The organism is Streptomyces sp. NPDC047000, assembly GCF_040644295.1.
Taxonomy (GTDB): Bacteria; Actinomycetota; Actinomycetes; order Streptomycetales; family Streptomycetaceae; genus Streptomyces.
Map to the genome: position 1 here is coordinate 135,285 of NZ_JBEYWE010000013.1, position 19,993 is coordinate 155,277.

Here is a 19,993-nt window from a genome sequence, read left to right on the forward strand (position 1 = left end):
GGCCATGTCTTTCCGGTGCCCCGTCGTCGCCGTGTCCTTCCGGCGCCTTCCCGACGCCCCGGTCCTGCCGCCTTCGTACGGCCGCGTCCCCCGTCCCGCCACCCTCGCACGGGTGCTCAGGTCCAGCTGAGATGGACCACCGCCACGTCGTCGGCCAGGCCGCCGCGCGGCTCGGCCAGGGCCTCGGCCCCGTCGATCAGCCCGTCGACGAACGCGTCCGGCTCCAGTCCGGCCCGTTCCCGCGCGAGGGCCAGCAGCCCGGCCTCGCCCAGCCGCTCCGGGCGGTCGCCCGCGTGGCCCTCGAACAGTCCGTCGGTGAACAGCACCACCGATCCGCCGGCCGGTACCCGCAGTCCGGCCACCGGCCAGCGCCCGCCTCCGGGGACCACACCCAGCGCCGGACCGGCGGCCATCTCCACCCACTCGATGTCCGCGCCGTGGCGGACGAGCACGCCGGGGTGTCCCGCCCGTACCGCGCGGGCCTCCTCGGCGCCGGGTGTGGCGGTGATGCTGACGAGGGTGGCGAAGACGTCGTCCCGGCCGCGTTCGGCCAGCAGGATCTCCTCCAGACGGGCCACCTGCTCGACGCCGGTGACGCCGCTGAGCACCAGGGTCCGCCAGGCGATCCGCAGCGCCACTCCGAGGGCCGCCTCGTCCGGGCCGTGCCCGGACACGTCACCCACCAGGGCGTGCACCGTGCCGTCGGTGCCCTGCACGATGTCGTAGAAGTCGCCGCCCAGCAGTGCCTGGGCGCGGCCCGGCCGGTAGCGGGTGACGACCCGTACGCCCTCGCCGCCGAGCAGCGGGCGGGGCAGCAGGCCGCGCTCCAGGCGGGCGTTCTCCCGCGCCTGCATCCGGCTGGCCTGGAGGGCCGCGGCGGCCTGTTCGGCGTGTTCGCGCTGGATGGCGTACCGCACCGCGCGTCCGAACAGTTCCGGCTCGACCCGGCCCTTGATCAGATAGTCCTGCGCGCCCACGGCGAGGGCGGCGAGGCCGGTCTCCTCCTCGGCGAGGCCCGTCAGGACGACGACCGCGACGTGCTCGGCGCGCGCCCGCAGCAGGGAGACCGCCTCGAGCCCCTGGGCGTCCGGCAGATGCAGGTCGAGCAGCACGCAGTCGGGGACCTCCGTGGCGAGCACCTCGGCGGCCTCGGCCATGGAACGGGCCCAGCGCAGGCGGATCTTGAGAGCGCTGTCGGCGACCAGTTCCTCGACCAGCAGCGCGTCCCCGGGGTCGTCCTCGACGAGCAGCACGGAGGGCTCGGTCGCCGGCCACGGCGGAACGACGGGCTCCTCGCCCTCCGGCAGCAGATCGCCGTCCCGTGCCCGCGACATCACCATGGCCCCACCCCTCCGCCCCGCGCCCGAGGGGCCCGCGGTCACAGTTGCCGGAAGACAACTATCGAGAGGATACCCATAGGTCCCGGCGGTTCCGGCGGCGGCCGCCGTACCGGTCACGTACCCGTCAGGTACGGGTCGGCGCGGGCGTCCGGTCGGTCGCCCCCTCCTCGTCCGGGGAGCGCCGGGCGAGGCCGCTGGGCCACCATACGGCGGGCCCGATGTCCCTGACCAGGGCGGGTACCAGGAGCGAGCGGACGACGACGGTGTCGAGCAGGACCCCGAAGGCGACGATGAAGGCGATCTGCGCGAGGAACGCGAGCGGGATGACGACGAGCGCCGCGAAGGTGGCGGCCAGCACCACCCCGGCGGACGTGATGACGCCGCCGGTGGCGACGAGGCCGCGCAGCATGCCCTGCCGGGTGCCGTGGCGGACGGTCTCCTCCCGGGCCCGCGACATCAGGAAGATGTTGTAGTCGACGCCCAGCGCGACCAGGAAGACGAAGCCGTAGAGCGGCACCGAGGCGTCGGTCCCGGAGAAGCCGAAGCCGTGCCGGAACACCAGGCCGGCGATCCCCAGGGTGGCGAGGTAGCTGAGCGCGACCGTCGCCACCAGCAGGACGGGCAGCAGCAGGGCGCGCAGCAGCAGGACCAGGATGACCAGGATGATGGCGAGGACGACGGGGATGATCACGGTCCGGTCGTGCTCGGCGGTGCGCTGGGTGTCGTACTGCTGGGCCGTGTAGCCGCCGACGAGGGTGGCCGGGTCCGCGGCGTGCAGGCGGTCGCGCAGCAGCCGCACGGTGTTCTTCGCCGCGTCGCTGTCCGGCGCGGCGGTCAGGGTGGCGTCGATGCGGACGCGGCCGTCCACGACGAGGGGCTCGCCGCCCGGACGGCCCTCGGCGCTCACCGCCGCCGCGGAGGCCACTCCCGGGGTCCCGGCCGCGATCCGCGCCGTACGGGTGCGGCCGTCCGCGTCCGCGATGATCACGACGGGCTGGCCGGAGCCGCCGGGGAAGTGCCGGCCGAGGGTCTGCTGGGCGGTGACGGACGGCGCGTCGTCGACGAAGAGTTCGTCGAGCGGTACTCCCTTGGACTGCAGGGCGGGGAAGAAGGCCGCGCCCGCGAGCAGTACCGCCGCCGTGCCGGCCCACAGCCGGCGGGGGTGGGTGTCGACCTGGTGGGCCACGCGGCGCCAGATGCCGTGGCCGCCGGTCTCGGCGTCGGCGGAGCGGGGCCGGGCGGGCCAGAAGGCCTTGCGGCCCATGAGGGCGAGCGCCGCGGGCAGGAAGGTGAGCGTGGTCAGGACGGCGCACACGATGCCGATCGCTCCGACGGGACCGAGCGCCCGGTTGTTGGTGAGGTCGCTGATCAGCAGGGCGAGCAGCCCGAGGGCCACGGTGGCGGCGCTGGCGGTGATCGCGCCGAAGGAGCCGCGCAGCGCGGTGCGGGCGGCGGTGAACCGGTCGCCGTGCAGGGCGAGTTCCTCGCGGAAGCGGGCGGTGAGCAGGAGGGCGTAGTCGGTCGCCGCGCCGATCACCAGGATGGAGAGGATGCCCTGGACCTGGCCGTCCACACGGACGACGCCGTGGTCGGCGAGGACGTAGACGACGGCGCAGGCGACCCCCAGCGCGAACACGGCGCTGACGATGATGGTGAACGGCAGCAGCACACTGCGGTAGACCAGCAGCAGGATGACCAGGACCGCGGCCAGGGCGACGCCCAGCAGGATGCCGTCGATGCCGGAGAAGGCGTCGGTGAGGTCGGCCTGGGTGGCGGCGGGTCCGGCGATCTGGACGCGGGTGCCGTCGACGTTCCCGGCGGTCCGCTCCACCCTGTCCAGCACGCCGGTCAGCCGCTCCCCCAGGGCGGGGTCCAGGGGGACCACGCCCTCGAGCGCGGCGCCGTCCTTGGAGGGCAGGGCGACGGACGGCCGTGCCGCGATGCCGGCGGTGTCCGTGAGCGAGGCGAGGGCACGGGTCGCGGCGTCCTGCTGGGCGGCGGTGGTCCGGCCGCCGTCCCGCGCGGTCCAGACGATCACGGCGGGCACGGTCTCCCGCTCGGCGAACGCCTTCTGCGCGGCGATGACCCTGGTGGACTCGGCGCCGCGCGGCAGGAAGGAGGCCTGGTCGTTGGTGGCGACCTCGCCGAGCCGCCCCGCGTAGGAGCCGAAGGCTCCGCCGAGGCCGAGCCAGACGATCACGAGGGCGAGAGGGACCAGCCAGCGGACCGGTCGGCGTGCGGTGTTCATTCACTTCCCCGGGGTACGCGAAGGGGCGCGGGAGCGGTCGTGGGAGCGCGGGAGGACCACGGTCCTCCCGGCGGGTTCTTCCGACGACTCTTCCCGGTGGACCCTCCCGACGGATTCACCTCAACCATAGAGTATCTCGATGATTGAGAGATCTTCGGGACACTATCCTTGCGCAATGCAGTCCGACACCCCGGAAAGCCCCGCCGGCCCGGAGAACCCCGCCGGCCCTCAGAGCCCGGAGAGCCGCGAGAGCCCCGGGAGCCCGCGCGGCACCGGGAACCGCCCCGGGGCCCCCGCCACCGACCTGCGGGGTTTCGCCGTCCTGCTGCGCACGCTGAACAGCGAGTTCAACCGCATCGCGCACATCTTCGCGCAGGCCAACCACCTGCACGCCACGGACGTCCACGCGCTCGCCGCGATCATGGACGCCTCCGCCACCGAGGGCGAGCCCATGACGCCCTCCCGGCTGCGCGAGCGTCTCGACCTGACGTCGGGCGCGGTCACCGCCTGCCTGGACCGGCTGGAGCGCGCCGGGCACATCAGCCGGGCCCGTGACAGCGCGGACCGCCGGGTGGTCCATCTGCACTACAACCAGGCGGCCCGGATCCTGGCCCGCCAGTACTTCAGCCCGCTGTCCCGCAGCACCGACGCGGCGCGCAGGCAGTTCACCCCGGAGCAGCTGGAGACGGTCGCGGCCTTCCTGGACGCGCTCAACCGGGAACTCGCGGCGGAGCGCTGACCCGGCCCGGACACCGCGCGGCACCTGCCTGCCGTTAATCGCCTGCGCCGCCGTGATCCACGTCGTAACCTGACGGCCGCCGACGACGAGAGGACACCCATGGCAGTCCGGACCCTGACGCGCGAGGAGGCCGAGCGGCGGTCCGCGCTGCTGTCGGTCGAGCGCTACGACGTGGACATCGACTTCACCGCGCTGCCCGGCGGGCCGGAGGTGCGGTGCGTGTCCACCGTGGCCTTCACCTGCCGCGAGCCGGGTGCGGAGAGCTTCGTGGACTGTGCGGCCGAGGTGCGGACCGCCACGCTGAACGGCGTCCCCCTCACGCCCGGCGGCGACGGCCGCATCCCCCTGACCGGCCTCGCCGGACGCAATGTGCTGCGCGTGGAGAGCGTCCAGGCCGAGACGACCGCGGGCGAGGGCGTGCACAGGGCGGTCGATCCGGCCGACGGCGAGGTCTATGTGTGGACGAGCTTCGAGCCCGACGAGGCCCGGTTCGTCTGGGCGTGCTTCGACCAGCCCGACCTCAAGGCACCGCACGCCTTCACCGTGACGGCGCCCGCCGCCTGGACCGTCACCAGCAACTCCGGTGGCGCGCACGTCGAGGAGCTGGGCGCGGCCCGCCGCTGGACGTTCCCGGACACGCCGCCCCTGTCGGTCTACAACACCGTCGTGAACGCGGGCCCCTTCCACGAGATCCGCCGCGAGGCCGACGGCCACGACCTCGGTCTGTACGCCCGCCGTTCCCTCGCCCGGGTCCTCGAACGCGACGCCGACGACATCTTCACCCTCACCCGCCAGGGCCTCGCCTTCTACGGCGAGGTCTTCGCGATGCCGTTCCCGCAGCGCCGCTACGACCAGGTGTTCATGCCCGAGTTCGGCGGGGCGATGGAGAACTACGGCTGTGTGACCTGGTCGGACGTGTTCCTGCGGCGGGCCGCGCCGACGCCCGCCGAGCGGGAGCTGCTGGCCAAGGTGCTGCTGCACGAGATGGCGCACATGTGGTTCGGCAACATCGTCACCATGCGCTGGTGGGACGACCTGTGGCTCAACGAGGCGTTCGCGGAGTTCGCCTGCCACTGGGCCGCGGAGCGCGCCACCCGTCACACCGAGGCGTGGGCGGGTCATCTGGCGGACGAGAGGCTGAGGGCCTATCTGGCCGATCAGGGCCCCGCCTCCCATCCCATCCACCAGCCCGTCGCCGACGTGGCCCAGGCCGCGTCGATCTTCGACAGCATCACCTATCCCAAGGGCGCCGCCGTCCTGCACCAGCTCATGACGTACGTCGGCGAGGACCGCTTCCGGGCCGGCATGGCCGCCTACTTCGCCCGCCACGCCTGGGGCACGACGACATTGCGGGACCTCGTCCGCGCCCTCGCCGAATCCAGCGGGCGCGACCTGGACGCCTGGCGTGCCGCCTGGCTGGAGGCGGAGGGCACCGACCGCTTCGTCCTGGAGCCGGACGGTGGTGACGGCGGCGGTGCGCTCACGCTGGTGTCCGCCGCTCCCCCGCGTCCGCAGGTCCTCGCGATCGGCGCGTACGGCACCGCCGACGGCGCCCCCGGCGGCGCGCTCGAGCGCCGGGCTCTGGTCCGTGTCGAGGTGACCGGAAGCCGTACCGAGGTCACCGGGCTCCCGGCCGGGGCGGAGGTGCTGCTGGTCAACGACGAGAACCTGGCCTTCGCCCACGCCCGTCCCGCGCCCGGGACCGAGGAGTCGCTCTTCCGGACCGCGCACCGGCTGCCCACGGCCGTCTCCCGGGGTGTCGCGGTGGCCACCGTCTGGGACATGCTGGTCAACGGTGACACCACCGCCGTCCGGGCGGGCCGCTGCGTCACGGCGGTCCTGGCGGCCGAGACGTCCGACGCGGTGATCGAGCCGTATCTGGCACTCGCCGCCGACATCGCCGAGCTGTGGGCACCGCCCGCCGGACGCGCCGACCTGACGGCGGAGCTGGCCCGGACCTGCCGGCGTCTCGCCGAGGACCCCGGCCGGCGCCGGGTGGCGCTGCGCGGCCTGGCCCGTACGGCGACCGAACCGGACGACCTCGCGTGGCTGCGCGCGCAGGCCGAGGACGACGTCGATCTGCAATGGCGGCTGCTGGCGCGGGAGTCGGAACTGGGCGCCGGCACCGCGGCGCGGGCCGCCGCCCTGCTCGAACGCGACCCCGACCCCGACGCCTGGGTACGCGCCCTCGCCGTGCGGGCCGCCGCGCCGGACGCCGACGCGAAGGCCGAGATCTGGAACAGGCTCGTCGTGGACCGCGAGGGCCCGGTCCACGCCGTCCGGCAGGTCGCGGAGGCCTTCTGGCGCCCCGGCCAGGACGAGGTCCTCGCCCCGTACGCCCCGCTCTATCTGGAGGCGCTGCCCGTGCTGCACCACGGCGGGATGATCCCGGCGATGGGCCTGAGCGGCCGTTTCTTCCCGCGGTACGGCATCGACGCCGCGTACATCGACAAGGCGCAGTCGGCGGCCCGGGACGTGGCGCCGGTCGTCCGCGCCACGCTCCTGGAGCAGTCGGACAAGGTGCGCCGGATGCTGCGGGCCCGCGGCCGGACGGAATGACGGGCCCGGGACGTCAGTCCGCGGCGGCGCGCGCCCTCTCGTAGAGCACGCGATCGTGCGCGCAGACGACGGTGAGGCCGGGGTCGGCGCGGTGGTGGAGTCCGGCGAGGCGGGCGTGGTTGGCGCGGACGGCGGCGCGGTCCCAGGCGACGAAGGTCTCCATGGCGCGCAGGGCCAGGGGGACGGGCGTGCGGCCGTCGAGGGTGCCGTGGTGGTAGAAGGCGTCGCCCGCGTGCAGGATCCAGCGGGTGCCGGTGTCGACCGCCACGGCGGCGTGCCCGCGGGTGTGGCCGGGCAGCGGCAGGAGGACGATCCCCGGGGCGATGGCGTCGAGTTCGCGTGCGGCGGCGAATCCGCGCCAGCTCTCGCCGCCGGGGCCGTGTTCGACGAGTTTCGGACCGTGCTCCCACTGCGCCGCGCGGAAGCGGGCCCGCTCGCGGCGGGTCGGTGGGCGCAGCGCGCCGAGTGCCTCGGCCGCGGTGACGTGGACGGTGGCGGCGGGGAAGTCGGCGAGGCCGCCGATGTGGTCGGAGTCGAAGTGGGTGATCACGATGTGGCGGACGTCGTCGCGCCGGAAGCCGAGCCGCTCGATCTGGCGTACGGCGGTCTCCTCGGCGCGCAGGACGGGCCGGACGAGGTGCCGGGCCGCCCCGAGCCGCCGTACCGGGTCGGCGATGTCCGCCAGGCCGAACCCCGTGTCCACGAGGGCCAGTCCGTTCCCCGTCTCGACGAGCAGGACGTGGCAGACCAGGGGCGCGGTCGGCGTGGCCAGGGTGCCGCAGTTGAGGTGGTGGACCTTCATCGGGGCCGGTCCGGTCAGTCCGTGAGAACGGGCGGGGTGGTGCGGAGCAGTGTGGGGTGGGGGTCGGCGCCGGCCTCCTTGAGGAGGCCCCGCAGGAAGCGGGCCGCCAGGAGCCAGTTCTTCGGGTTCCTCATGTTCACACCACCGATGAGCTGTTTGAGGAGGGTGAGGCTGTCGAAGTAGATACGTTCGCAGACCAGGTTCTCGTCGGCGTCGAAGAGGAAGTACGCGGTCATCCGGACCCGGAAGCGGCTGCCGGTGGGCGGGATCGCGCCGAGGGGGCCGCGGTGGGTGCCCAGCAGCCAGAACTCGACGACGACCGCGTCGTCGGTGTGGCGGAAGGCGATGATCTCGTGGTCCTGGTCGGGGAAGGCGGTGCGGCTGTCGCGGTAGTAGCCGCGCACGGCGGCGTCGCCGTCGTGGACCGTCATGGTGGGGATCAGCTCGTAGTGCGGGTGGGGGAAGGTGGCCAGGACGTCGTCCCACTCCTGGCGGACCTCGTCGTGGAAGTGGTCGAGGACCAGTTTCCGGCGGGCCTTGCGGACTTCTTCGGTGATCAAGGGTGGGGTCCCGTCTGTCGGTGGCCCGCCGCACCCCGCGAGGGCGGTGGGGGTCCGGCCTGAGCCTGCGCACGGCACGACACTTGCGGTGTACGTGCCGGGTTCCCGGCGAAGCTAGGCTTGGCCGCCAAGTGGTGTCAAGGAGTCCTGGAATCAAGGCACTTGCGGACACGCGAAAGGGGAACGGGGTGGCCGTCGGGGGTACCGGCCGGGGCAGGCGGCTCGGGCTGACGCGGGAGAAGGTGATCGCCGCCGCTCTCACCATGATCGACCGGGACGGGCCGGAGGCCTTCTCGCTGCGCAAGCTGGCCGCCGCCCTCGACGTCGAGGTCATGTCGCTCTACAACCATGTGCCGAACAAGGAGGCCCTGCTGGACGGCGTGGCCGAGAGCCTGCTCGCCGGGATCGACTTCTCCGGGGCCGCCGACGGCACCTGGCAGGAGCGGGTCCGGGCGCACGCGGCCGCCTTCCGTGCCGCCGCCGGGCGCCACCCCGGGGCGTTCCGGCTGGTGTGCACCCGGCCCACCCGCTCCCCGGCCGCCCCGGAGGCCGTCGCCTCCGCGCTGCGCGCCCTGTCCGGACTGGGTCTGCCGGCCCGTGAGTCGGTCCATGTGCTGCGTGCCTACGCCGCCTTCGTCATCGGCGCCCTGCTGCGCGAGCAGGGCGGCATCCCGGCCGCCGGCACGGCGGACCCCGGCCGGGTGCGGCGCCGGATCGACGAGCTCGCCGCGCACGGCGACCCGGTCCTGACGGCGACCGCGCCCCATCTCGCCGTCGCCGACGACGACACGGAGTTCCGCTACGGCGTCGAGCTGCTCATCTCGGGCCTGGCCGCGCGGTGCGGACTGCCCTACGACGGCGGGCCCGCGACGAACCGGTAATTCCGGCCACTCGGGCATCAGGTCTGGACAGAGCCCCGCCCGAGGTGCTGTCGTGCTCATGATGACAACGTTTTCCCTGTCGGAGACGGACGGACGATACGTCATGACGGTACGGACCCACCGCTTCCTCGGCGGGCTGCTGGCCCTGGCCCTCGCGCTGGCCGGTCTGCTCGCCCTGCCCACGCCCTCCCGCGCCGCCGGCCAGGTGTGCGCGCTGGCCTGCGACACCCTCGACCCCTCCAAGGCGAAGCAGGAGACCTTCCCGGTCGCCGACCGCACCGTCAACGGCCGCCTGCTGCGGCTGCACGTCTCCGAGGCCGACGACATGGCCTGGGCCAGCATCGACAGCGGCACCACGGGCGACGCGGTCTGGCTGGACCGCTCCTGGGACCGGGGCGCGAGCTGGGACGGGCTGCTCGGCAAGGCGTCGGTCCCGTCCACCTGGACCGGCACCCGCACCCTCATGTACAACGTCACCGACCCGGTCGGGCACCGCCGCGGCTGGATCCGCGCCTGCGGCGACGCGTCCGGGGTGACCTGCACCGACTGGTTCCGTCCCACGGTCTGCGACGGCTCCTCCTGCGACGGCGCCGACCCGGCGGCCGCGGCCGGCGACACCGTCCCGGTACCGGCGACGACGCTCTACGGGCGCACCATCAGCCTCCACATGGACCAGACGGACGGCACGGCGTGGGGCGTCATCCAGAACGGCGGCGCCGGCGACGAGATCTGGCTCGACCGCTCCTGGGACGAGGGCGCAAGCTGGCCGGAGGGCTCCTCCCTCGGCCGCACGAGCGTGCCGTCCGGGGCGGCGTCGACCCGCACCGTCATGTTCCCCGCCCGTGACCCGCGCGGTCTGCTCTACGGCGGCGCCGTGCGCGCCTGCGGACGCGAGGCGAGCCACCAGGAGGGCAGCTGCACCGCCTGGGCCCGGCCCGCCCCGACCCGGGCCCGCGCCGCCGCCGACGCGCTCATGGCGTCGTACCGGACCGACGAGGGCTGGTGGCGCAGCAGCTGGTGGAACTCGGCGGTCGCACTGACGGCCGTCGTCGACTTCGCACAGCGCACCGGACGCCACGACTACGACTGGGCGATCGCCCGCACCTTCGAGCAGAACGACGGGGTCTTCGCGGCGGGCACGCGCAGTTCGGACGCGATCGAGGGGCACTTCGTCAGCCGCGCGATCGACGACGCGGGGTGGTGGGCGACCGCCTGGGTGGCCGCCTACGACTACACCCACGAGCAGCGTTATCTCGACGAGGCGGTCACCATCACCACCTACATCCAGCAGTACTGGGACACCGGCACCTGCGGCGGCGGTGTGTGGTGGAACCGCGAGCGCACCTACAAGAACGCGGTGACCAACGGCCTGTACCTGTGGCTGACCACCGCGCTGCACCGGCGTGTCTCCGGGGACACGGTGTGGGGCGCCCGCGCGGTGACGGCAGCCGACTGGTACCTGAACAGCGGGCTGATCGGCTCCTCGGGCCTGGTCAACGACGGACTGACCTCGTCGTGCGCCAACAACGGCCAGACCGTGTGGAGTTACAACCAGGGCCTGGCCGTCGGCGCCTTCACCGAGCTGTGGCGTTCGACGGGCGACAGCCGGTACCTGTCCACCGCCCGGCGCCTGGCCGACGCCGCGCTCTCCTCCACCGCCCTCACCCGTGACGGGGTGCTGACCGAGTCCTGCGACACCGGCACGAACAGCTGCGACGACAACCAGAAGCAGTTCAAGGGCGTCTTCGTACGGCATCTGGCCGACCTGGCGGACGCCACCGGCTCGGCCGCCTACCGCGCCTACCTCACGCAGCAGGCCGACTCGGTGTGGGCCGCCGACCGCGACCCCCTCAACCGGCTCGGCGAGCGGTGGGCGGGCGCGGGCACCGGGACGAACGTGCAGGACTGGCGCACCCAGGCCGGCGCCCTGGAGGCACTCACCGCGGCGGGGTGAGCTCCGGGACGAGCAGGGCGGCACGGACCAGGTCCGCGTTGTCGCGGGCCAGGGCCCCGTCGGGCAGGTGGAGACCGTCCTCGAAGCCGATCCGGGCCTGGTGACCGTCCTCGACGGCGGCCGCCAGCACCGGCCAGGTGGTGTCCGCCTCACCGTGGTAGAGGAGGGGGCAGGTCACCCCGGCGGCCCGGATGCGCCCGGCCATCGCACGGGCGTGGTCCACGGCGGTGTCCGGGTCCTCGTCCATGGGCTCGATGAGGATGCGGACGTTGGCGCCGAGGGTCGGGGAGGCGAGCAGCGCGGGGACGTCGTCCAGGCTCCACACCGCGCTCTCCAGGACCATGCCGCGCGCCACCACCAGGGACGCCGTCTCGGCGGCGCCCTCCTCGCTGAACGCGACGGAGGCGAAGTCGGGGAGCACGTCCCAGGACTTGACCAGGTCGTAGCGCTCCTCGGGGCCCGAGCAGGTCCACAGGCCGGTGGTGGTGCCCACGACCGCGCCGGGCGCCACGGCCCGCACCTCGCGCAGCACCTCGGCGAGGGCGCCGGGTTCGATGGTCTGGCCGCCGTCCCGGTCGCGGACGTGGAGATGGACGACGTCCGCTCCGGCGGCGAGCACGGCGGCGGTGTCCGCCGCGAGTTCCCGCGGGGTGAGGGGGACCGCGGGGTGCTCGGTCTTGCTGCGTCCGCCGTTGACGGCTGCCTTGAGGAACACGGGGATCTTTCCTAACAGGTATGGGGGGTCTGGTACAGGGGCCGGGTCTCAGCGGGGGCCGGCGGTCACAGGTGCTGCGAGGGCTGTGCGGCCCGCAGCTTCCGTACCGTCTCGGTGGCTCCGGTGAGGTCGCCGAGCCGGGCGCCCGCGTGGAGTTCGGCGATCAGGCCGGGTTCCTCGGCGTCGTCGGCGAGTGCCTCGTCGACGACGGCGGCGAGTCGGTCGGCGGGGGCGATGAGCAGGCCGTTGGCGTCGCCGAGGACGAGGTCGCCCGGGGTGACGGGGACTTTGCCGGCGACCACGGGAACGTTGAGTCCGCCGTCGGGCAGGCCGTGCAGCTTGGTGGTGAGCAGGGAGGTGCCGTAGGCGTAGACCGGGAGGCCCAGGTCGCCGAGCGCGTCGAGGTCGGTGCAGACGCCGTCCACGACGGCCGCCGAGGCGCCGCGTGCGACGAGGGCGTTGACGACGACCTCGCCCAGCGGGGCGTGCCGGCGGTCCCCGCCGCAGTCGACGACCACCACGTCACCGGGGCCGACCAGGCCGGCGATGTGGTGGAGCAGGGTGGAGTCGGTGGGCGTGAGGCGCACGGTCACCGCGCGCCCGACGACCTTGCCCGAGCCGGCGAACCGCCGCAGGGCCGGGTCGCAGAAGCCCTCCTCCAGGTAGTGGCCGAGGGTGGCGAGGTCGACGGCGGCCAGGCGTCCGGCCAGCCCGGCGTCGAGCGCCGGGAGTCGGTCGAGTTCGCGGATGTTCAGCGGCATGGCGGTGGTCACCTCGGTCCGATGATGATGCGGCGGTTGCGCAGGACGGGCAGGACGGTGCGGGCCCGGTCGATGCGGTGCTTGTCGGCGTCGACGACGAACAGCGCGCGCTCCTCCTCGCCGAGCGCGCCGCGGACGACGCCCAGCGGGTCGACGGCCATGCTCATCCCGATGCAGTCAGGTGTGGTGAGCGAGGCGGCCACCACCCAGACGGTGTTCTCGATGGCCCGGGTGCGCAGCAGGGTCGTCCAGTGGTCCTCCTTCAGCGGGCCGCGCACCCAGGCGGCGGACACCGACAGCAGATCGGCGCCCATCTCGACCAGGGAGCGGGTGAATTCGGGGAACCGGATGTCGTAGCAGTTGACGAGGCCGACGTTGAACTCGCCGATGCGCACCACGACGGGTCCCTCGTCGCCGCGCTGCACCTCGCGGGACTCGCGGTAGTCGAAGGCGTCGTAGAGGTGCATCTTGCGGTAGCGGCCGAGGAGTTCGCCGTCCGCGTCGACGGCGGCGATCGTGTTGTAGGGGAGGGCGGCGCCGCTGCCCTCGTAGCCGCCGGCGATCACGGCGACACGGTGCCCGGCGGCGATGCGGGACAGGCCGGCGACGAACTCCGGCCAGTGGGTCTCGGCGACCTCGCGCAGGGGCTGCGCGGCGGCCTCGGCGGGGATCATCGACTCCTCGGGGAAGACGACGAGTCCGGCGCCGGCCGCCGCGGCCTCGGCGGCCATCTCCTCGATGACGGCCAGGTTGCCGCCGATGTCGGCGGTGGGGGCGAACTGGGCTGCGGCGACCTTCACGGCCGTATCTCCTTGCTGGGCTGGGGTGTCACGGCGGGCTGCGGGGGCCGTACGGCATCCGGGTGCGGGCGCGGACGCCCGTCGCGGGTGTGCCGGTGCCGTACGGCGTGGGGGTGCGGCATGGGAGGGCCTGCCGCTACTCGGTGAGGAAGCGGGAGGCGGCCGGGTCCCAGTGGACGCGCACCGGGCCGCCCGCGGTGATCCCGACGGGCACCGCGCCGTGGGTCTCGGCGACGAACGGGCCACCGTCGGCGAGGGCGAGGTGGTAGCGGGTGGCGCTGCCGAGGTAGACGACCTGTTGCAGGGTGGCCGGCAGCGCGGCGTGGCCGGAAGGCGGTTCGGCTTCTCCGGCGCTCAGGCGGACGTTCTCGGGCCGTACCGCGAGATGCCCCTCGCCGGCCGGGCTGCCCGCGGGCAGCGGCAGGGTGCCGAGCCCGGGGGCCGTCAGCCGGCCGTCGGCCGCCTTTCCCGCGACGAAGTTGGAGGTGCCGATGAACTCGGCGACGAAGCGGGTCGCCGGGCGCTCGTAGATCTCCTCCGGGGCGCCGACCTGGACGACCCGCCCGCCGTGCATGACGGCGATGCGGTCGGACATGGTCAGGGCCTCCTCCTGGTCGTGGGTGACCGTGACGAAGGTGACGCCGACCTCGCGCTGGATCTTCTTCAGCTCCAGCTGCATCTCGGCGCGCAGCTTCTTGTCGAGGGCGCCGAGCGGTTCGTCCAGCAGGAGCAGGGAGGGGTGGCCGATCAGGGCGCGGGCGATGGCGACGCGCTGGCGCTGGCCGCCGGACAGCTGGGACACGGCCCGGTCGCCGTAGCCCTCCAGGCGGACCAGGGCGAGGGCGTCGCGGACCGCCTGCGGGATCTCCTTGCGGGGGCGGGACCTGCGGACCTTCAGCTCGAAGGCGATGTTGTCGTGGACGCTCAGGTGCGGGAAGAGGGCGTAGCTCTGGAAGAGCATGTTCAGGTCCCGCTTGTGCGGCGGGACACCGGTGGCCGGGAGGCCGCCGAGGGCTATCTCGCCCTCGGTCGGCTCCTCGAAGCCGGTGATCATGCGCATCAGGGTGGTCTTGCCGCAGCCGGACGGGCCGAGGACGGAGAAGAACTCGTTCTGCCGGATGTCGAGCGTCACGTCGCGCACGGCCTGGTGGTGGCCGAACCGCTTGCCGACGCCCCTCAGCCGGACCGCGGGTACGGCCTCCGCGTCCCGGGGGACGGTCGTTTCCTGGGTGACGGTCATGTCAGGAGGCCTTCACCTTGGTCCAGCCCTGCTGGAAGTACTGCATCGCGGTGCCCGGGTCGAGCAGGAAGTCGGCCTTGGAGATGGCGTCGTCGGGGGCGTAGATCGCGGTGTTCTTCAGCGCGTCCTTGTTCTTGATGTGGGCGCGGGCCGTTTGGTTGGCGCTGGCGGAGGAGCCGTCGTCGGTGGCCTTGGCGGCGACCTCGGGGCGCAGCAGGTAGGTGATGAACTTGTAGGCCGAGGTGGTGTTCTCGGCGCCCTTGGGGACGGCGAGGCCGTCGGTCCAGACCGAGCCGCCCTCCTCGGGGATGACGTAGTGGACGTGCGGGTTGCTCTGCACGACCTTGGCCATCGCGGTGCCGCTCCACGCCTCGGCGGCGCACGCCTGGCCGCTGGAGAGCAGCTGCGCGTAGTTGGTGGAGTTGTAGCCGGCGAGGATGCCCTTCTGCTTCTGGAGGGCGGCGGTGGCCTCGGCGATCTCGCCCTTGTCGGTGCTGGTGGCCCGGTGGCCGGTGACCTGGAGGCCGGCGATGTAGGCGGCGAGCATGTTGTCGAGCATGTAGAGCTTGCCCTTGTGGGCGCTGTCGAACAGGGTCTTCCAGCTGGTGGCCGACTTGATACAGGTGTCGTTGTAGGCGAATCCGGTGGTGCCCCAGATCCACGGGACGCTGTACTTGTTGCCCTTGTCGTAGGACGGGTCGCGGAACTTGGCGGCCAGGTTGTCCAGACCGTCGATCTTCGAGTGGTCCAGGGGCTGGATGAGCTTCTGGCCGATGAGCTGCTGCACCGTGTACTGGCTGGGCTCGACGAGGTCGTAGCCGGAGGCGCCGGAGCTGAGCTTGGCGGTCATGGTCTCGTTGCTGTCGAAGGTGTCGACGGTGACCTTGATGCCGGTCTCCTTCTCGAAGCCCTTCACCACGCTGTCCGGTATCTCCCCGGCCCAGGCGTAGACGTGCAGGTTCTTCCCGCCGCCGGAGGAGGACACAGCCTCGGAGCCGGAGCCGCCGCAGGCGGTGGCGAGCAGGGCGGTGCCGGTGACCACGGAGGTGGCGAGCAGGGTTCTGGAGACGGCGCGGCGGGACACACGACGGGACATGAGCGGGCCTTTCGAAGGCGTGCGGGACTCGCACGTCGGGCAGGTGAGGGCGGTACGGCGCTGCGGGCACGGGTGGGGCGGGAGGCGGGTGGGAGGCGGCGGCCCGGGTACGGCCGCTGCCGGCGGGGACGCGGAGGGGCCGGGGTGCGGACCGGCAGGGGTGCGGTCGGCGGGGTGCGGCCCGGGCCGGGGTCGCGGCGTCAGCCGGGGATGCGGTCGCCGGGGTCGCGGTCGCCGCCGACGAGGATGCGGCGCATCTGGCGCAGCCCCGCGCCGAGGATGATCAGGAAGGTGAACAGGACGAGCAGGGTGCCGAGCGCGTTGATCTCGGGGGTGAGCCCGGTCTTGAGCAGCGAGTAGACGCGCAGCGGGAGCGTGGTGGTGCCGACGCCGCTGGTGAAGGTCGACATCACGATGTTGCCGAAGGAGATGGTGAAGCAGAGCAGCCAGGCCGCCACCAGCGACTGCCGCAGCAGGGGCAGGGTGACCAGGCGGAAGCGCTGCCAGGCGTTGCAGCCGAGGTCGGCGGCGGCTTCGTCGAGCGCGGGGTCGAGGGCGCCGTGCGCGCCGAGGACGATCAGGGCGGCGTACGGCAGGGTGACCACGAGGTGTCCGAGGACCAGGGTGGTCATGCCGAGGCTCGCGCCGAGGGTGCCGAAGACGGACAGCAGGGCCACGCCGAGCACGATCTCGGGGATGACCAGCGGCAGGAAGAGACCGCCGGAGAACACCGCGCGGACGCGGGGGCCGAGCCGGGCCATGCCCATCGCGGCGAGCAGTCCGCCGGCGGTGGCCAGGGTCGCGGAGGCGACGGCGGCCTCGGCGCTGATCCTGAGCGCGGTCAGCAGGTCGGTGTCGGCGGCGAGGACGCCGTACCAGCGGGTGCTGAAGCCGTGCCACCGGTAGGTGACGTCGGAGTCGTTGAAGGACAGGACGACGACGGCGACGATCGGGATGTAGAGGAAGACGATGACACCGCGGGCCAGCCAGTGGGTGGCGCGGTCGGGCAGGGACCTCATCATGACGTCTTCCTCCTCAGCCGCCCGGCGGCGGTGCCGAACACCGCGATCGAGGCGATCATCAGCGCGAGCAGGACGACGGAGGCCGCGGCGCCCATGGGCTGGTTCCGGAACTCGGTGTAGAGGGTGACGATGAGGTTGCCGACGAGTTCGTTCTTGCCGCCGCCGAGCAGGACCGGGATGACGAAGACCCCCAGGGTGGGCACGAAGGTGAGCAGGGCCGCCGCCAGCAGTCCGGGGCGCACCATGGGCAGCAGCACCTTGGTGTGCACTCCCCACCAGCCGCAGCCCAGGTCGCGTGCGGCCTCGCCGAGGGCGGGGTCGACGCCGCGCAGGACGGCGTAGACCGGGAAGATCGCGGTCGGCAGGAAGGCGTAGACGAGGCCGACGAAGGACGCGCCCTGGCTGGGGATCCAGTGGGCCGGCCCGTCGGTCAGCCCGATGGCGTCGGTGAGGCCGTTGACCGGTCCGCCGGGGCTGAGCAGATTGATCCAGGCGAAGGTGCGCACCAGGAAGTCGGTCCAGAAGGGCACGACGATCAGCAGGAGCAGCAGCCCCTGGCGCTGCGGCGGCCGGCCGGCGAGGTAGTACGAGACCACGTAGCCGAGGACCAGGCACACCACGGTGTTCAGGGCGGCCATGCCGAGGCTGTAGCCGAACACCTTCAGATAGACCGGGTCGAGCAGCGCCTGGTAGTTCGCGAGCGTGAAGCCCCCTCGTATGCCGCCGTACGGGTCCGCGGCCGCGAAGCTGTTGCGCACGACCAGGGTCAGCGGAGCCAGCACCAGCGCGGCGATCGTCAGCCCGGCGGGGGCGAGGAGTGCCACGGTCACGGCGGTGTGCCGCAGGCCGGAGCGTCGTACGGGGGTGGCGGCCGGGGCGGTGACGGGGGCCGGCGCGGTCGCGGTGTCCGTCACCGCGGCCTCCGTGCCGGCGGGGCGGGGGGTGCGTGCATGGGCGGTGCCTCCTTGGATCTCGGCCGGTGGGCCGTTGCGGTCGCCACGGTCTTCCTCGTTGCGCTACAGCTTCTGTCAGGGGTACGTCCGGTGAACAGCCGCGGGGGCGTCGAATCGAGTGGAAACAGCCGCCTCGTTCCACGGATCTCGCACCGGACCCCGGCCGTCCGCTTCGTCCGGCCCCGGGAGATGATGACAGCCGGGGCACGAAAGGTGCGTCGCGGTCCAAAAAGGGAGACACGGAGGACGCATGAGCGTGATCGACGACCTGGACCGGCAGATCATCGACCAGCTGCGGGTCGACGGGCGGCGGTCCTTCGGGGAGATCGGCCGCTCGGTCGGCCTGTCCGAGGCGTCCGTCCGGGCCCGCTACCAGCGGCTCCAGCGCCGCGGGGTGATCCAGGTGGTCGGCATGACGGACTCGGTGAAGCTGGGCGAGGTGGAGGTGCATCTGGCGGTGCGCGTCCAGCACATCCCGGTGTCCCTGGTGGCCCGCGAACTGTCCCGGATGCCGGAGGTCCGCTACGTCGCCTCGTGCGTCGGGCCCTACGACCTGATCACCGACGTCCGCTGCCGGGACCTCGCCCATCTGTCCGAGCTGCTCACGGAACGGGTACGGCGGGTGAACGGCGTGGCCCACGCGGAGGCGCTGACGGTGCTGGAGGTGGTGAAGGACTCGTACCTGTGGGCGGGCTTCCGTGAGCTCCCGGCGGGGCCCGGCGACCGCATCCTGCCGCCGTGACGGGTCCGCCCCGCTGTCGTCAGGTGGCGGTGTCGCTCTGTCCGACGGAGGTGGCCAGGCCGTTCCACGAGTAGTCCTTGAACAGCTCGAGCAGCAGCAGGACCTGCACGTTCGACACGCCGGGCAGCATCCGGATGTCGTCCAGGAGCTGCACCAGCTGCGCCTGGTCCCGGCAGGTGCCCTCCAGGAAGATGTCCTGGCTCCCGGCGCACAGCGCGACGTGGTTGATCATCGCCATCCCGGCGAGGCTCTTGGCGACCGCGCGGGGGGTGAGATCACGGACCCGGACCATCAGCCGCACCGACTGGTGCCCGAGTGTGAGCGGGTTGCACAGCGCGACGATCCGCAGCGCGCCGCTCTCCTGCAGCCGCGACACCCGCTGCCGGACGGTGGCCTCGGACACGCCGAGCTCCCGGGCGAGCGCGGTGTAGGCCGTCCGCCCGTCGCGGGTGAGCGTCTGCATGATCTTCTGGTCGAGCTCGTCGATCACAGTGGGTGAACCTCCGCTGCGATCCTACGGGGCCGGTGCGGAGGGAGGGCTTCCGGCCCCGCGCGACGTCACGGCGTGGCGGCGTCACTGCGTGTCGCGCGCCGCCGACCGGCGGGCCTCCTTCGTCTCGCGGGAGATCTGCCAGGGGTCCGCCACCGGGCCCAGGTGGGCGAGTTTGTCGGGGTTGAGGACGGTGCGGATCGTCTGGATGCGGCCGTCGAGGACGTCGAGGGTCCAGGCGTTGACGATCCTGCCGTCGCGGTCGCGGAAGATCGCGCCCGGCTGCCCGTTGAGCCGGTGCGGTTCGCACACGACGCCGATCGCGTCGAGCGGCGGCACGATCGCGGCCAGCACCCGGGCCACGTTCCCGGCGCCCAAGACTCCCCGGGGCCAGCTCGGGGCCTTGCCGCCGCTGTCGCCGACCAGCTGCACATCGGCCGCGAGCAGCTCCCGCAGGCCGTCCACGTCGCCTTCCCGGAAGGCGTCGAGGAAGCGGCCGGCGAGTTCGTCACGCTCCTGGCGGTCCGCCTCGAAGCGGGGGCGGCCGGCGTCCATGTGGCGGCGTGCGCGTACCGCGAGCTGGCGGCAGGCCGCCTCCGAGCGGCCCGTCGCGGACGCGATCTGCGGGAAGTCGAACCCGAACACCTCGCGCAGGACGAAGACCGCCCGTTCCAGCGGGGTCAGCCGTTCGAGGAGGAGCAGGGCCGCCGTCGAGAGGGAGTCGGCGAGCTCGGCCGAGCGTTCCGGGTCCTCGTAGGGGTCGGTCTGCAGCGGTTCGGGGAACCAGGGGCCGACATAGGCCTCCCGCCGTACCCGGGCCGACCGCAGTACGTCGATGGCGATGCGGGTGACGACCGCCGACAGGTACGCCTTCGCCGACCGGGGCTCGGCCGCCGCCGTCTCCCAGCGCAGCCAGGTCTCCTGCACGGCGTCCTCGGCCTCGCTGACGCTGCCCAGGATCCGGTAGGCGATCGCGAACAGCAGCGGCCGCAGTTCCTCGAACTCCTCGGTCCGGGTCACACCGGGCTCCTTCCCGTGGTCCTCGGTCCGGGTCACGGTCGCGCGGGCTCCGCCCCGGGGTTCGCGTGCCA

At 73.2% G+C, this 19,993-nt stretch carries 18 protein-coding genes; 5 read left to right on the top strand and 13 right to left on the bottom strand.

The genetic code is table 11. The annotated features are described in order from the left end of the window. Window positions 1-116: 116 nt before the first annotated feature. Together ABZ862_RS21645 and ABZ862_RS21650 are read right to left on the bottom strand one after the other, a co-directional pair. Window positions 117-1,340 (bottom strand): fused response regulator/phosphatase, encoded by a 1,224-nt coding sequence (locus ABZ862_RS21645; RefSeq protein ID WP_360960410.1) that lies wholly within the window; start codon window positions 1,338-1,340, stop codon window positions 117-119. 124 nt (window positions 1,341-1,464) lie between these two features. After that, window positions 1,465-3,588 (bottom strand): MMPL family transporter, encoded by a 2,124-nt coding sequence (locus ABZ862_RS21650; protein WP_360960411.1) that lies wholly within the window; start codon window positions 3,586-3,588, stop codon window positions 1,465-1,467. Between the two features lie 175 nt (window positions 3,589-3,763). Between ABZ862_RS21650 and ABZ862_RS21655 the strand changes: the two genes are divergently transcribed. After that, the gene (locus ABZ862_RS21655) at window positions 3,764-4,327 is read left to right on the top strand and encodes a MarR family transcriptional regulator (RefSeq protein ID WP_360960413.1); all 564 of its coding nucleotides are present in this window, start codon (window positions 3,764-3,766) and stop codon (window positions 4,325-4,327) included. Window positions 4,328-4,426: 99 nt separating this feature from the next. Continuing rightward, window positions 4,427-6,886 carry an aminopeptidase N gene (gene pepN / locus ABZ862_RS21660; protein ID WP_360960415.1) on the top strand — a complete coding sequence of 820 codons (2,460 nt, stop codon included), beginning with the start codon at window positions 4,427-4,429 and terminating at the stop codon, window positions 6,884-6,886. Window positions 6,887-6,899: 13 nt separating this feature from the next. Here the strand turns inward: pepN and ABZ862_RS21665 are convergent, their stop codons facing one another. After that, entirely contained in the window at window positions 6,900-7,688 is a 789-nt protein-coding gene (locus ABZ862_RS21665) for an MBL fold metallo-hydrolase (RefSeq protein WP_360960417.1), read from the bottom strand. Between the two features lie 14 nt (window positions 7,689-7,702). Further along, on the bottom strand, window positions 7,703-8,248 hold the full coding sequence (locus ABZ862_RS21670; protein ID WP_360960419.1) for an ester cyclase: 546 nt from the start codon (window positions 8,246-8,248) through the stop codon (window positions 7,703-7,705). 188 nt (window positions 8,249-8,436) lie between these two features. Between ABZ862_RS21670 and ABZ862_RS21675 the strand changes: the two genes are divergently transcribed. Both ABZ862_RS21675 and ABZ862_RS21680 read left to right on the top strand, forming a co-directional pair. After that, complete coding sequence (locus tag ABZ862_RS21675; protein ID WP_360960421.1) at window positions 8,437-9,129, top strand: TetR/AcrR family transcriptional regulator C-terminal domain-containing protein; 693 nt, start codon at window positions 8,437-8,439, stop codon at window positions 9,127-9,129. 103 nt (window positions 9,130-9,232) lie between these two features. Then, the gene (locus tag ABZ862_RS21680; RefSeq protein WP_360960423.1) at window positions 9,233-11,083 is read left to right on the top strand and encodes a glycoside hydrolase family 76 protein; all 1,851 of its coding nucleotides are present in this window, start codon (window positions 9,233-9,235) and stop codon (window positions 11,081-11,083) included. Here ABZ862_RS21680 and ABZ862_RS21685 read toward each other — a convergent pair. From ABZ862_RS21685 to ABZ862_RS21715, 7 genes are all read right to left on the bottom strand, one after another. After that, window positions 11,067-11,798, bottom strand: coding sequence for a 3-keto-5-aminohexanoate cleavage protein (locus ABZ862_RS21685; RefSeq protein ID WP_360960425.1), 732 nt, complete (start codon window positions 11,796-11,798; stop codon window positions 11,067-11,069). The genes ABZ862_RS21680 and ABZ862_RS21685 overlap by 17 nt on opposite strands. 65 nt (window positions 11,799-11,863) lie before the next feature. Beyond that, window positions 11,864-12,559 carry an RraA family protein gene (locus ABZ862_RS21690; protein ID WP_360960427.1) on the bottom strand — a complete coding sequence of 232 codons (696 nt, stop codon included), beginning with the start codon at window positions 12,557-12,559 and terminating at the stop codon, window positions 11,864-11,866. An 8-nt stretch (window positions 12,560-12,567) separates the two neighbouring features. After that, complete coding sequence (locus ABZ862_RS21695) at window positions 12,568-13,359, bottom strand: carbon-nitrogen hydrolase family protein (protein ID WP_360960429.1); 792 nt, start codon at window positions 13,357-13,359, stop codon at window positions 12,568-12,570. A gap of 136 nt (window positions 13,360-13,495) precedes the next feature. Next, a complete protein-coding gene (locus ABZ862_RS21700) occupies window positions 13,496-14,599 on the bottom strand; it encodes an ABC transporter ATP-binding protein (RefSeq protein WP_360960431.1) in 1,104 nt (367 codons plus the stop codon). A gap of 1 nt (window position 14,600) precedes the next feature. Continuing rightward, the gene (locus tag ABZ862_RS21705; protein WP_360960433.1) at window positions 14,601-15,695 is read right to left on the bottom strand and encodes a spermidine/putrescine ABC transporter substrate-binding protein; all 1,095 of its coding nucleotides are present in this window, start codon (window positions 15,693-15,695) and stop codon (window positions 14,601-14,603) included. Window positions 15,696-15,895: 200 nt separating this feature from the next. After that, complete coding sequence (locus ABZ862_RS21710) at window positions 15,896-16,717, bottom strand: ABC transporter permease (protein WP_360960435.1); 822 nt, start codon at window positions 16,715-16,717, stop codon at window positions 15,896-15,898. Further along, complete coding sequence (locus ABZ862_RS21715) at window positions 16,714-17,631, bottom strand: ABC transporter permease (RefSeq protein WP_360960436.1); 918 nt, start codon at window positions 17,629-17,631, stop codon at window positions 16,714-16,716. The genes ABZ862_RS21710 and ABZ862_RS21715 overlap by 4 nt, the downstream gene beginning before the upstream one ends. A gap of 289 nt (window positions 17,632-17,920) precedes the next feature. Here ABZ862_RS21715 and ABZ862_RS21720 point away from each other — a divergent pair, with 289 nt between their 5' ends. After that, window positions 17,921-18,412 carry an Lrp/AsnC family transcriptional regulator gene (locus ABZ862_RS21720; protein WP_360960438.1) on the top strand — a complete coding sequence of 164 codons (492 nt, stop codon included), beginning with the start codon at window positions 17,921-17,923 and terminating at the stop codon, window positions 18,410-18,412. Window positions 18,413-18,431: 19 nt separating this feature from the next. Here ABZ862_RS21720 and ABZ862_RS21725 read toward each other — a convergent pair whose 3' ends face one another. Both ABZ862_RS21725 and ABZ862_RS21730 read right to left on the bottom strand, forming a co-directional pair. Next, window positions 18,432-18,902, bottom strand: a complete 471-nt coding sequence (locus ABZ862_RS21725; RefSeq protein ID WP_360960440.1) for an Lrp/AsnC family transcriptional regulator — start codon at window positions 18,900-18,902, stop codon at window positions 18,432-18,434. Window positions 18,903-18,986: 84 nt separating this feature from the next. Continuing rightward, window positions 18,987-19,922: an RNA polymerase sigma-70 factor gene (locus ABZ862_RS21730; RefSeq protein ID WP_360960442.1), complete on the bottom strand. Its 936-nt coding sequence runs from the start codon at window positions 19,920-19,922 to the stop codon at window positions 18,987-18,989. Between the last annotated feature and the right edge of the window lie 71 nt (window positions 19,923-19,993).

What these genes read in the sequence shown, in the direction of transcription:
- ABZ862_RS21645 (WP_360960410.1), bottom strand. Translation starts at nt 1,340, where the DNA reads ATGGTGATGTCGCGGGCACGGGACGGCGATCTGCTGCCGGAGGGCGAG.
- ABZ862_RS21655 (WP_360960413.1), top strand. Translation starts at nt 3,764, where the DNA reads ATGCAGTCCGACACCCCGGAAAGCCCCGCCGGCCCGGAGAACCCCGCC.
- ABZ862_RS21700 (WP_360960431.1), bottom strand. Translation starts at nt 14,599, where the DNA reads ATGACCGTCACCCAGGAAACGACCGTCCCCCGGGACGCGGAGGCCGTA.
- ABZ862_RS21720 (WP_360960438.1), top strand. Translation starts at nt 17,921, where the DNA reads ATGAGCGTGATCGACGACCTGGACCGGCAGATCATCGACCAGCTGCGG.
- ABZ862_RS21710 (WP_360960435.1), bottom strand. Translation starts at nt 16,717, where the DNA reads ATGATGAGGTCCCTGCCCGACCGCGCCACCCACTGGCTGGCCCGCGGT.
- ABZ862_RS21705 (WP_360960433.1), bottom strand. Translation starts at nt 15,695, where the DNA reads ATGTCCCGTCGTGTGTCCCGCCGCGCCGTCTCCAGAACCCTGCTCGCC.
- pepN (WP_360960415.1), top strand. Translation starts at nt 4,427, where the DNA reads ATGGCAGTCCGGACCCTGACGCGCGAGGAGGCCGAGCGGCGGTCCGCG.
- ABZ862_RS21680 (WP_360960423.1), top strand. Translation starts at nt 9,233, where the DNA reads ATGACGGTACGGACCCACCGCTTCCTCGGCGGGCTGCTGGCCCTGGCC.
- ABZ862_RS21665 (WP_360960417.1), bottom strand. Translation starts at nt 7,688, where the DNA reads ATGAAGGTCCACCACCTCAACTGCGGCACCCTGGCCACGCCGACCGCG.
- ABZ862_RS21690 (WP_360960427.1), bottom strand. Translation starts at nt 12,559, where the DNA reads ATGCCGCTGAACATCCGCGAACTCGACCGACTCCCGGCGCTCGACGCC.
- ABZ862_RS21650 (WP_360960411.1), bottom strand. Translation starts at nt 3,588, where the DNA reads ATGAACACCGCACGCCGACCGGTCCGCTGGCTGGTCCCTCTCGCCCTC.